The 12053-nt window shown below is 71.8% G+C and carries 12 protein-coding genes; 9 read left to right on the forward strand and 3 right to left on the reverse strand.

Annotated elements, in window-relative coordinates; all coding sequences use genetic code 11:
* Positions 1-31 precede the first annotated feature (31 nt).
* The 5 genes from J7I98_RS03520 to J7I98_RS03540 all read left to right on the forward strand — a co-directional run bounded on the left by J7I98_RS03520 (position 32) and on the right by J7I98_RS03540 (position 6023).
* Positions 32-928, forward strand: coding sequence for a DUF4429 domain-containing protein (locus tag J7I98_RS03520; RefSeq protein WP_214916879.1), 897 nt, complete (start codon positions 32-34; stop codon positions 926-928).
* A gap of 103 nt (positions 929-1031) precedes the next feature.
* A complete protein-coding gene (locus J7I98_RS03525) occupies positions 1032-2351 on the forward strand; it encodes a sensor histidine kinase (protein WP_251020085.1) in 1320 nt (439 codons plus the stop codon).
* A complete protein-coding gene (locus tag J7I98_RS03530; RefSeq protein ID WP_214916885.1) occupies positions 2348-3022 on the forward strand; it encodes a response regulator transcription factor in 675 nt (224 codons plus the stop codon). The genes J7I98_RS03525 and J7I98_RS03530 overlap by 4 nt, the downstream gene beginning before the upstream one ends.
* 761 nt (positions 3023-3783) lie before the next feature.
* Positions 3784-4803, forward strand: coding sequence for an alpha/beta hydrolase (locus tag J7I98_RS03535; protein WP_214916887.1), 1020 nt, complete (start codon positions 3784-3786; stop codon positions 4801-4803).
* Positions 4803-6023: an acyltransferase gene (locus tag J7I98_RS03540; protein ID WP_214916899.1), complete on the forward strand. Its 1221-nt coding sequence runs from the start codon at positions 4803-4805 to the stop codon at positions 6021-6023. The genes J7I98_RS03535 and J7I98_RS03540 overlap by 1 nt, the downstream gene beginning before the upstream one ends.
* Before the next feature lie 204 nt (positions 6024-6227).
* Here J7I98_RS03540 and J7I98_RS03545 read toward each other — a convergent pair whose 3' ends face one another.
* Positions 6228-7244 (reverse strand): aldo/keto reductase, encoded by a 1017-nt coding sequence (locus J7I98_RS03545; protein WP_214916902.1) that lies wholly within the window; start codon positions 7242-7244, stop codon positions 6228-6230.
* A gap of 5 nt (positions 7245-7249) precedes the next feature.
* Positions 7250-7705, reverse strand: a complete 456-nt coding sequence (locus J7I98_RS03550; RefSeq protein ID WP_214916924.1) for a MerR family transcriptional regulator — start codon at positions 7703-7705, stop codon at positions 7250-7252.
* An 85-nt stretch (positions 7706-7790) separates the two neighbouring features.
* Between J7I98_RS03550 and J7I98_RS03555 the strand changes: the two genes are divergently transcribed.
* Both J7I98_RS03555 and J7I98_RS03560 read left to right on the forward strand, forming a co-directional pair.
* A complete protein-coding gene (locus tag J7I98_RS03555; RefSeq protein ID WP_214916927.1) occupies positions 7791-8261 on the forward strand; it encodes a GNAT family N-acetyltransferase in 471 nt (156 codons plus the stop codon).
* A gap of 19 nt (positions 8262-8280) precedes the next feature.
* A complete protein-coding gene (locus J7I98_RS03560; RefSeq protein WP_214916930.1) occupies positions 8281-9102 on the forward strand; it encodes a serine hydrolase in 822 nt (273 codons plus the stop codon).
* Here J7I98_RS03560 and J7I98_RS03565 read toward each other — a convergent pair.
* A complete protein-coding gene (locus J7I98_RS03565; RefSeq protein WP_214916947.1) occupies positions 9094-9750 on the reverse strand; it encodes a pirin family protein in 657 nt (218 codons plus the stop codon). The two genes, J7I98_RS03560 and J7I98_RS03565, sit on opposite strands and share 9 nt — an antisense overlap.
* 82 nt (positions 9751-9832) lie before the next feature.
* On the opposite strand from J7I98_RS03565, the gene J7I98_RS03570 reads away from it, so the two are divergent.
* A complete protein-coding gene (locus J7I98_RS03570) occupies positions 9833-11032 on the forward strand; it encodes a CdaR family transcriptional regulator (protein WP_214916950.1) in 1200 nt (399 codons plus the stop codon).
* Positions 11033-11121: 89 nt separating this feature from the next.
* Positions 11122-12042: an ACP S-malonyltransferase gene (locus J7I98_RS03575; RefSeq protein ID WP_214916952.1), complete on the forward strand. Its 921-nt coding sequence runs from the start codon at positions 11122-11124 to the stop codon at positions 12040-12042.
* Positions 12043-12053: the final 11 nt, after the last annotated feature.

The following is a 12053-nucleotide window of genomic DNA, read 5'->3' on the forward strand; positions in this document are numbered from 1 at the left end:
GCGCGGGCGCACGCCGCATACGATGAGCCGCATGGGTGATGTGCTGGCCGGAATTCATGCCACCTGGGAGTTCGAGAGCGACTCCGTGCTCATCCGCTTCGAACGGGGGATCCGCACACCGAAGCTGTTCCAGGCGATCGGTGAGCGACGTGTCCCGCACGAGGCGCTGGCGTCGGTGACTCTGACGCCGGGGAAGCGCGGCACAGTCGTTCTGCACGCGACCCCAAGACCGGGCGCCGACCCGCTCATGGAGGCTGCGGCCGGACAGCTGCGGGACGGCTCCGACCCGTACCGGCTCGTGCTGCCCGCCGAGCGCGAGACGCTCGCCGAGTACTACGCCGACGAACTGCGCGCCCTCCTGGTGCCCGAGGCGAAGGTGCCCGCCGAGAAGTACCTGGTGCGCGCGCCCGAGGCGCCGCTGCACTTCAAGGCGTACGACGGGAAGGCGTCCTTCGACGGGTCGCACGTCTCCTTCCGCTGGTTCTGGACGGGTGCGTCCTCCGCGAAGTGGAAAGCGGGCGACCAGAGCTTCCCCGTCCAGGACCTGCACGGCGTCGAGTGGCGCTCCCCCGATATCTTCGACGGCTATCTGCGGCTGCTGCGGCGCGCTGACGCCGGCAATGGCAGTGTCAGCACGCCGCAGCCGGCCCAGGCCGACCAGGACCCGGCCGCCGTCGTCTTCGGCCTCGGTTACGGGCCGGTGCACGAATCCCTGCCGTTCGCCGCGGCGGTCCTCGGCGCGGTACGGAGCGGGAGCGCGGCCCCTGTGGACGCGGTGCCCGTCGAGGCCGTGAGCGTCGCGCACGGGCGGCGCGACCCCGCGGACATCGCCGAGCGGATACGGCACCTCGGCGACCTGCACCAGGCCGGTCTCGTCACCGACGAGGAGTTCAGCGCGAAGAAGGCGGAGCTGCTCGCGGAGCTGTGACTCGCGGAGCTGTGAGCCGGCGTGTCATACCGGAGTATGAGGTCTGCTTCCGGACCCCGGTATGACGCGCCGACGGGCGTCGGCTGCCTACGCTGACCGAGCCATGACCGAACCTTCCGCTCCCCCGCCCCCCTCCGACGGCCTGATCACCGCCGGACGCCGCAACGTGCGCGCCCTCGCCCACGCCGTGAGCCACCCCTCGCACGCGCCGACCCCCCTGTTCGCCGACGCCCCGCGCCGCTGGCAGCGGCTCCTGCCGTACGCCGCGGTCCTCGCGCTCACCGCCACGCTGCTGCCCGTCACCATTTCGGTCCTCGCCAACGACTACGCCGTGCCGGGCGGTCTCGCCGGGGCCATCGCCGCCGCGCAGACGCTTCCGCTGCTGATGATCGGCCACCGGCCGCTCCAGGCATGGTGGATCATCTTTCCCGCCGATGCCGTCGGGAGTCTTTTCCTGCTCGAGGGCCTCGGCAAGGGCGAAATCTGGCCGTGGAGCTCGCCCGTCATCGTCGGCTATCTCTTCCTGATGCTCGCGCTGGCGCTGCGCGAGACGCGCCGGACGCTGATCGGGGTCTGGCTCGTCACCTGCCTCGTCGGCCTCCTCCTCGGCACGCTCTTCCCCGCGGAGACCGACGGCACGGACGTGCTGATGATCGTGCTGAGCGCGGTGGTCCTGGTGATCGGGGGCGCGCTGCGCGAGCGCGGCGACGTACAGCGGCGGCTGGTCGAGCAGGAGACCATCAGCGAGGCGGAGCGCTCCCGGCGCACGCTGCTGGAGGAACGGACCCGCATCGCACGCGAGTTGCACGATGTCGTCGCCCACCACATGTCCGTCATCACCGTGCAGGCCGACTCAGCGCCGTACCGGGTCGGGGGGCTCTCGCCCGAGGTCCAGGACGAGTTCGCCTCGATCGCGACGAGCGCGCGGGAGTCGCTGACCGAGATGCGGCGGCTCCTCGCGGTGCTGCGCAGCGAGGACGCCACCGGCGAACTGACCCCGCAGCCGGGCATCGACCGGCTCCAGCAGCTCGTCGAGGCGACGGTACGGGCCGGCGTGCCGGCCGAACTGTCCCTCTCCGCCGGTCTCTCCGACCCGGGTCAACTGCCGCAGGCCGTCGACCTGTCGGCGTACCGCATCGTGCAGGAAGCCCTGGCCAACGTGGTGCGGCACGCGCCGGGGGCCACGACGCGGGTGTCGGTCACCTCGGACGGCACCGACCTGATCGTCCTCGTCGTCAACGGGCCCGCCGCAGGCCGCACGGCGCCGGTGGAGGCGAGCGGGGCGGGCGGTCACGGCCTGGTCGGGATGCGTGAGCGCGTACGGTTGACCGGCGGCAAGCTGGACACCGGTCCTCTGCCGGACGGCGGCTTCCGGGTCGCCGCCCGGCTTCCCATCGGCGCGAAGGACTCACCCTCCCCATGACCATCCGCGTGATCATCGTCGACGACCAGGCCATGGTGCGGGCGGGGTTTGCCGCGCTGCTCTCGGCGCAGAGCGACATCGACGTGGTGGGCGAAGCGCCGGACGGGCGGCAGGGGGTCGACGTCAGCCGGTCCACGCATCCCGACGTGGTCCTCATGGACGTCCGGATGCCGGAGATGGACGGGCTGGCGGCGGCGCGCGAGCTGCTGGATCCGCCGGTGGGCGTCGTGCACCGGCCGAAGGTGCTGATGCTCACCACCTTCGACGTGGACGATTACGTGTACGAGGCGCTGCGCGCCGGGGCGTCCGGCTTCCTCCTGAAGGACGCACCGCCCGCGGACCTGATCTCGGCGGTACGGGTGGTGGCAGCCGGGGAAGCGCTGCTGGCACCGTCGGTGACGCGGCGTCTGATCGCCGACTTCGCCCGCCAGCGGCCGGCCCCGCGCAGGGACCCCTCGCTGCGGCTCAACGGGCTTACGCCGCGCGAGACGGAGGTCCTGGAGCTGATTGCCCGGGGCCTGTCGAACCAGGAGATCGCGGGGCGGCTGGTGCTGGCGGAGCAGACGGTAAAGACGCACATCGGCCGCGTCCTGGCGAAACTCGACCTGCGGGACCGGGCGCAGGCGGTGGTCTTCGCGTACGAGTCGGGGTTGGTGTCGCCGGGGTCGTAACGGCATTCGCGCCGGGGCGGTGCGGGGCCTGTCTTCGTGCCGGGGGCGGGGGTGCTGCGAGGCCGGTGGTGGTGCCGGGGGCCGGGGCCTACCGGAAGCGGCGTCCGGGACTGCATGCTGTGCCTTCCCGGGGACAACCCCCGGACCCCCGGCCGGAAACCCGCCGACGCGAGCGGGTCGACGCCACCCATCGGCGCTAGGACGGGGCCTGTCGTAGTGGGCGGGGCGGGCGCGCTGCCAGGCCGGTCGTGGCGCCGGGGGCCGGGGCCTACGGGAGCGGCGTCCGGGACTGCATGATTTAGCTGCGTTCCCGGGTCACCGAAAGCCTCCCGGCGTCCCGCGCACACATCACGTTTTACGTCCCGAACACCACTCCCTACGGCCCCGTCCCCCTCCCGTACACCGTTGAACACCGACCGGCGCCGGTAGCCGGGCCGCCTGAACCAGGATGCGAACGGCGGCGAGGGGGCGGGTCGCGCAGGGGGCGCTGTTCGGGACGTAAAGCGTGATTTGTGCGCGAATTACTGGCCTCGCAAACAAAGCCCCGCCCCGCAGCTAAATCATGCAGTCCCGAATGGCGCCCCCGGAGCGGCCCGACCCCGCACGGACCCACCCGGCGCAAGCCGAAACCCGGCGCCAACTACCCCCACCCCTACCCAAGTAGCACCCCCGACTTGGCTCCCCGGTGTGACGCCCCCGCCCGCATCGTCTTCCTACCTTCCTCTCCGCCAGCCACTGGACGAGAAAAGGGAGACGGAATCATGCGCCGCTACAAGAGGACCCTGGTTGCCGTCGCGCTCGCGACCACCGTCGTAGCGGGCACGGCGGGCTGGGCCTCCGGGAATGCGCAGGAGGCCGTCACCGGCCCACCGCCCGGCAGCTCCGCCTGGCGCGCAGAGGGGCTGCCCGATCCCGCAGCCACCACGCCGGAGCAAGTCGCCTACTTCTTCGCCGGGTTGAGCCAGGACCGCCGGCAGGACCTCGCCCGCCGCCACCCCCTCGTCGTCGGCAACCTCGACGGCGCCCCCGTGGAGCTCCGCTACGAGGCGAACTCGCGTGCCGCGAAGGCCGAGGGCTTCGACCGCCTCGCGAAGCCGGGCCGGCAGATCCTCGCGTTCGATCCGCGCGGCCGTGCCCAAGTCGCCGAGGTGTACGGCGACTTGGGCAAGGCGGAGCACGTGGCCGTCGTCGTCCCCGGCTCCGACATAGATGCCAGGACCTTCGACCGTACGAACGACGTGTACGGCACCCCGGCCGGCATGGCGAAGTCCCTGTACGACTCGACGAAGAGCCACCGCACCGCCGTGATCGCCTGGGCGGGATACACCACCCCCGTCGGCGTAGGTGTCGACGCCGCAACCGGCGACCTCGCCGAGGCGGGCGCCGAACGCCTGGCCCGGCTGACGGACGGCCTCGATGCCACCGGCGCCCCGGACCCTGCCGTGTTCTGCCACAGCTACGGCTCGGTCGTCTGCGGCCTTGCCGCGCCCCGTCTGGACGCCGCCGATGTCGTCGCGCTGGGTTCCCCCGGGATGCGGGTCGCCAGCGTCGACGACATGCGCACCGACGCGCGGGTGTGGGCGGCGAAGGACCCCTCCGACTGGATCTCCAAGGTCCCGAACGTCGAGTTCGCGGGCCTGGGGCACGGCACCGACCCCACCGAACCCGCCTTCGGCGCCCGGCGCGTACCGGCCGACGACGCCGAAGGCCACACCGGCTACTTCGCCCCCGGCACCGAATCCCTGCGTACCTTCGCCGCCATCACCGTGGGAGAGCTGTGATGACTGCCGTCAGCGCTTTGCGGAAGACCGCGAACAGGATCGACGCGCAGACCCCCGCCCACCGCGACCGCGCCATCGACGGACTGCGCGCGCTCGCCCTCCTCGCGGTCCCGACCGGCCACTGGATGCTCGGCGGCTTCACGCTCGACGGCGACAGCGGCAACGCGCTGCGCAACGCCAGCCCGCTCTCGTCCTTCGGCTTCTTCGCCCCGCTGAGCTGGGTACTCCAGATGCTGGGCATCTTCTTCCTGGTCGGCGGGTACGCGTCGGTCCTCTCGTACCGCCGCCACAAGGGCTCGACCGGCGAGTGGCTGCGCGGCCGGATCGCGCGCCTCGGCCGGCCGGTGCTGGGGGTGACCGCCGTGTGGGCGGTGATGCTTCCGGTGCTGTACACGTTGAGGGTGCCGGGTACGACCCTGCGGACCGGGTCGACGCTGGTCATCCAGCCACTGTGGTTCGTGGGTGTGTACGTCGCGGTGACCGCCCTGACGCCGTACTGCATACGCGCCGGCCGGACGATGGGCGCCTGGGCCGCCGCGCCCCTCATCGGCTCCGTGGCCGTTGTCGACTTCCTGCGCTACGGGCCGTACGCCGACGCGATGCCGTCCTGGCTGAGCCTGCTGAACCTGCTGCCCGGGTGGCTCTTCGCGTACCAACTCGGCGTGTGCTGGGGCGACAAGCGCCTCGGCAAGCGGGGCGGGGCGATGCTGCTGATCGGCGGCGCGGTGCTGTTCGCGGCGCTGCTGACGGCATTCCACTACCCGGCGTCCATGGTCGGCGTACCGGGCGAGGCGCGCACCAACTCGCACCCGCCGTCCCTGCTGGTCCTGGCCCTCGCGGCGGCGCAGAGCGGCGCGGCGATCCTGCTCCGCGACCGCATCGGCAGGCTGCTGCGGCGGCCTGCGCTGTGGGCGCCGGTCGTTGTCGTCAACCTGTCGGCGATGACGATCCTGTGCTGGCACCAGACGGCGATGCTGGCGTCGGCGGTGCCGGGTTCCTTGCTGGTGGGTACGGTCCCGGGGCTGACCAGCGCCCCGGACTCGCTGGGCTGGGTACTGGCGAGGGCGGCCTGGCTGCCGGTGTTCGCCGCGTTTCTGGTGCTGATCGGGAAGTACGCGCGCGGATTCGAGGCGCCGTGGACGAAGGCGACGAGGGGGCGGAGAGCGGCGGCGGGGGTGCTGGCGGCGGGGTTCGCGGTCTTCGCGCTGGGGCTGGCGTGACGGCGGGGGAGGTTGGGGGGCGGGCCGCTGCGCGAGGCTGTTCCCCTCCCCGCCCCTTCCCGGCTGTGACATCCGCGGCTCCGCCGCGTGAGGGGCAAGCCCCCAGACCCCGCTCCTGAGGGGCAAGCCCCCAGACCCCGCTCCCCAGAGCCCCGGAGAGGCCGGTAATCCAGCCCGTCCGGGGTCTGGGACGGAGCCCAGTGCCTACTCCCGCCCCGCCGACGTAAACGTCATGTCCGCGTACCGGCCCCCCGCCACCTGCCCCGCGATGGGTTCAAGCAGCTCCAACTCCGTCTCCGTGAGCAACAGCCGCGTCGCGCCCATGTTCTCCTCCACCCGCACCCGCTTCCGCGTCCCCGGAATCGGCACCACTGCCAGGCCGTGCACCTGCGCCTGCTGCTGCACCCACGCCAGCGCGACCTGCCCGAGCGTGGCGCTGCGTCCTTCGGCGAGCTTCCGCACCGGGTCGAGCAGCGCAGCGTTCGCCGACGCGTTGTCGCCGTTGAAGCGGGGCTGGTGCCGGCGGAAGTCGTCCTCGCTCAGTTCCTTCTCGGCGCTGACGAACGCCCCGGTCAGGAAGCCGCGCCCGAGCGGCGAGTACGGCACGAGTGCGACGCCGAGTTCCGCCGCCGCCGGCACCACACCCGCCTCGATGTCGCGGCTGAACAGCGACCACTCCGACTGCACCGCCGCGATCGGGTGCACGGCCTGCGCCGCCCGCAGTTCGTTGCCGGTCACCTCGCTCAGCCCGAGGTGCTTGACCTTGCCCTCGCGGACCAGCTCGGCCATGACGCCGACGGTCTCCTCGATGGGGACGTTCACATCACGCCGGTGCATGTAGTAGAGGTCGATCTCGTCGACGCCGAGGCGCTTGAGGCTGCCCTCGATGCACTGCCTGATGTACGCCGGGTCGTTCCGGATGATCCGCTTCGTGGGGTCGTCCGGGTCCACCGCCAGCGCGAACTTCGTCGCGATGACGACCTCGTCCCGGTGCGCCCGGACGAACGGTGCGAGGAAGGTCTCGTTCTCCCCCGCCCCGTACGCGTCCGCCGTGTCGTACAACGTGACGCCCAGCTCCAGCGCCCGTTCGAGCGTGGCCCGCGCCTCGCCCGCGTCCGTCGGCCCGTAAGCGAAACTCATGCCCATGCAGCCGAGCCCCTGGACGCCGACCTCCGGTCCGCCGGTGCCGAGCTGTACTTTTTCGATCCTGCTGTCGCTCATGGGGTTCAGGCCCTCTCCGACGCCCGCCGGGCGTCCGCGTAAAAGTCGATCTTGAAGTCGAGTACGGCGAGCGTGTCGTTCAGCTCGGCGATCCGGGCTCGCACATCCCGGCGTGTCGACTCCAGCAGCTCCTGCCGCTCTTCGAAGGTGTGCTCGCCCTCCCGCATCAGCTCGGCGTAGCGCACCATGTGCGCGACCGGCATCCCGGTCAGCCGGAGCTTGCCGACGAAGGCGAGCCAGTCCAGGTCGGTATTGCGGAACCGCCGCTGGCCGGTGTGCGACCGGTCCACGTGCGGCATCAGCCCGATCCGCTCGTACCAGCGCAGGGTGTACGCCGTGAGCCCGGTGTGCGCGGCGACCTCGCTGATCGTGTAGTGGTCCTGACCTTCGGGCCGGGGGTGTGCCCGGGGTTCATCGGCGCAGGAATGGGTGCGTGTGGGGGCGGTCTCCATCACGGTCATGGCCACCACGCTAGGACCTTGGAGTGCACTCCAAGCAACCGAAAACGGGAAGAAGTTTCCGTACGTGCTGACTAGCCTCCACGGCATGAGCCCCGTACGCCGCGCGACCGCCGCCGACGCCGCGGAAGTGATCCGCCTGCGCCAAGTCATGATCGATTCGGTCTTCTCCGTCGATCGGTCCACCGACTGGCACGCCGAGTCCCTCCCGACCGTGCGGAAGAAACTCGCCGACCCGGACGGGGACTTCGCCGCCCTGGTCGTCGACCACCCGGACCGGCCAGGGGCCCTGGCCGCACTCGCCGTCGGCACCGTCGAGTACCGCATCGGCCGCGCCGGCAATCCGCACGGCTCCGTCGGTTACGTCTTCAGCGTCGCCACCGACCCGGACCAGCGCCGCCGCGGCCACGCCCGCGCCTGCATGGAGGCGCTGCTCGACTGGTTCCGCGAGCGCGGGGTCGGCAGCGTCGACCTCAACGCGTCCGCCGAGGCGGAGCCGCTCTACGCCTCGCTCGGCTTCGTCCGCAAGCCCGACCCCTCGATGCGGCTGACGCTGTAGAGCCTTTACGCTCGTACGCATGGACAGCGTGCGGATGATCGAGAACTGGCCGGTACCCACCGCGGCGGCCGCCGTCGTACGGGCGGACGGCACCGTTCTCGGGTCGCACGGCCCGACGGCCCACCGCTTCCCGCTCGCCTCCGTCACCAAGCCGCTCGCCGCGTTCGCCGCACTCGTCGCGTACGAGGAGGGGGCCGTCGAGCTCGACGAGCCGGCCGGGCCCGAGGGCTCCACGGTCCGGCATCTCCTCGCCCACACCAGCGGCCTCGCCTTCGACGAGCACCGCGTGATGGCGCCGCCCGGCGACCGCAGGCTCTACTCCAACGCGGGCTTCGAGGTCCTCGGCGACCACATCGCGAAGGCGACCGACATCCCCTTCGCCGACTATCTGCACCAGGCGGTGCTGGAGCCGCTCGGCATGGCGTCCACCTCGCTGGACGGCTCCCCGGCCAAGGACGCCGTCTCGACCGTCGACGACCTGGCCCGTTTCGCCGCCGAGCTCCAGGCGCCGCGTCTGCTCGACCCGCGCACGGTCGCCGACGCGACCTCCGTCGTGCACCCGGGCCTGAAGGGCGTACTGCCGGGGTACGGCCACCAGAACCCGAACGACTGGGGGCTCGGCTTCGAGATCCGCGACTCCAAGTCCCCGCACTGGACGGGCAGTTCGTCCTCACCGCGTACGTTCGGACACTTCGGCCAGTCCGGCACGTTCCTGTGGGTGGATCCCGACGCGGGCATCGCCTGCGTGGCCCTGACGGACCGCGCCTGGGGGCCCTGGGCGGCCGAGGCCTGGCCGCCCTTCACCGACGCGGTGCTCGCGGAGTCGCGCCGCTCAGCCTGACATCTCCCACAGCAGCAGCTCGGCCGCGACAGCGGCGACGATCTCCAGGTCCTTGGACTCCGTGATCCGAATGGCGTCCCCGGGCCCCAAGTCCTCGCCCGCGCAACGCACTTGACCCCGTACGACATGGCCGTACACGTACGCGGCGTCCGGTACGGCCGTACGCTCGCCGGCCGCGAGCCGCCGCACGTGCAGCATCGCGCCGGCCGCCGGGACGGCGTACGGCGTGGAGTCGGCGATGCCGCGCACGATCTCGTACGCCGGGTCGCCGCCGGGCACCAGCGGCGCCAGCCACATCTGCACGAAGCGCAGCGGCTCGCCCCCGTCGTTGCGCTCGACGTGCCGCACGCCGTCGGCCGCGCTGAGGTGCTGGACGTCCCCGGGGCGTACGACGGTCGCGTGACCGGCGGAATCGCGGTGGGTCAGCTCGCCCTCGACGACCCAGGTAACGATCTCGGTGTGACTGTGCGGGTGCTCGTCGAAGCCCGCGCCGGGGGCGATGCGCTCCTCGTTGCAGGCGAGGATCGCGCCGAAGCGGAGGTGGCCGGGGTCGTAGAAGTGGGCGAAGGAGAAGGCGTGGAGGGACTCGATGCCGGCGGAGGCATCGCCTCCGCGAAAGCGGTCTGCGGCACGCCGTACAGAAATCACAGAGCCCACCGTAGACCCGGTCAGGAACAACGGTGGGCCCCCGGCCCGCCGCGCACCCGTCCTGATAAGGCAGTCTTGTCCCGTGCCCCAACCCGATCCTGAGCAGCCCGCCGCGAACGCCGCCCACCCGCACGCCGCGACTTTGCGCCGACTGGAGAAGTCCTCCGGCCGTCTCGCCGCGAACGCGATCGCCCGCATGGACGAGACGCTGCCGTGGTACCGGGCCATGCCACCGGAGAACCGGTCGTGGATCGGCCTGGTCGCCCAGGCCGGTATCGCCGCGTTCACCGAGTGGTTCCGGCATCCCGAGACCCCGCAGGCCATCTCCACCGACGTCTTCGGCACCGCACCCCGCGAGCTGACCAGAGCGATCACCCTGCGCCAGACCGTCGAGATGGTGCGTACGACGATCGAGGTCATGGAGAGCGCGATCGACGAGGTCGCGGCCCCCGGCGACGAGTCGATCCTGCGCGAGGCCCTGCTCGTGTACGCCCGCGAGATCGCCTTCGCGACCGCCCAGGTGTACGCGCAGGCCGCCGAGGCGCGCGGCGCCTGGGACGCACGTCTCGAATCGCTCGTCGTGAACGCGGTGCTGTCCGGCGAGGCCGACGAGGGTGCGGTGTCGCGGGCCGCCGCGCTCGGCTGGAACTCCCCCGAACATGTCTGCGTCGTCCTCGGCACCGCGCCCGACGGCGACTCGGAGCTGACGGTCGAGGCCATCCGCCGGGCCGCCCGGCACGCGAAGCTGCAGGTCCTGACCGGGGTGCTCGGCAGTCGGCTGGTCGTCATCGCGGGCGGCAGCGACAACCCGCTCCAGGTCGCGAAGGCTCTGATCGGCCCGTACGCCGCCGGGCCCGTGGTCGCCGGACCCGTCGTGCCCGACCTGCTCGCCGCCACCCGGTCCGCGCAGGCCGCGGCCGCCGGGCTGAAGGCGTGCCAGGCGTGGCAGGACGCGCCGCGCCCCGTTCTGGCGGACGATCTGCTGCCGGAGCGTGCGATCGCTTCCGACCCTGCGGCGCGGGAGCAGTTGGTGGAGGAGATCTACAGACCGCTGGAGGAAGCGGGCTCGGCGCTCCTGGAGACATTGAGTGTGTATCTGGAGCAGGCGAGCAGCCTCGAAGGCGCGGCGCGGATGCTCTTCGTACACCCCAACACCGTGCGCTACCGGCTCCGACGTGTGACAGACGTCACCGGCTGGTCACCCTCCGATGTACGTTCCGCTTTCACGCTGCGGATCGCACTCATCCTGGGGCGCCTGGCCGACGGAGATACGCAGTCCTAGACTTTTGTCGAACACCAACAATTCCCCCGACGGTTCTTGGTCCCTGTCCCCACGGGCCTGTTGGGCCGTCCACAAGAGAGAGTGTGAGGGTGCTCGTACTCGTCGCTCCCGGCCAAGGCGCCCAGACGCCCGGCTTCCTGACTCCCTGGCTCGACCTCCCCGGCGCCGCCGACCGGCTCGCCGCATGGTCCGACGCCATCGGGCTCGACCTTGTCCACTACGGCACGCAGGCCGACGCGGACGCGATCCGCGACACGTCGGTCGCCCAGCCCCTGCTGGTCGCCGCCGGTCTGCTGTCCGCCGCGGCGCTGGACGTCCGCGCGGATGTCTCCGCGGTCGCGGGTCACAGCGTCGGTGAGATCACCGCCGCCGCGTATGCCGGTGTGTTCACCGAAGAGGCCGCACTCGGTTTCGTACGTACGCGTGGCCTCGGCATGGCCCAGGCCGCCGCCGTCACCGAAACCGGCATGTCGGCCATGCTCGGCGGTGACCCCGAGATCGTCGTCCCGCATCTGGAGAAGCTGGGCCTGACCCCGGCCAACGTGAACGGCTCGGGCCAGATCGTGGCCGCCGGCACGGCCGAGCAGCTCACCGCTCTGGAGGCGGACAAGCCCGAGGGCGTACGCCGCGTCGTGCCGCTCAAGGTCGCCGGCGCGTTCCACACGCACCACATGGCCCCGGCGGTCGCCGAGCTGGGCAAGGCCGCCCAGGACCTCGTCGTCTCGGACCCGGCCATCACGTACGTCTCGAACGCCGACGGCAAGACCGTCGCGACCGGGCCCGAGGTCGTCGCCCGCCTGGTCAGCCAGGTCTCCAACCCGGTCCGCTGGGACCTGTGCATGGAGACCTTCGAGAAGCTGGGCGCCACCGCGCTCATCGAGGTGTGCCCGGGTGGCACGCTGACCGGCCTCGCCAAGCGCGCACTGCCCGGTGTGAAGACCCTCGCGCTCAAGTCCCCCGACGACCTCGACGCGGCCCGCGCGCTCATCGCTGAGCACGCGGCCCGATAGGAGCCCGAGAG

The organism is Streptomyces sp. ISL-98 (assembly GCF_018614055.1).
Classification (GTDB): domain Bacteria; phylum Actinomycetota; class Actinomycetes; order Streptomycetales; family Streptomycetaceae; genus Streptomyces; species Streptomyces spiramyceticus.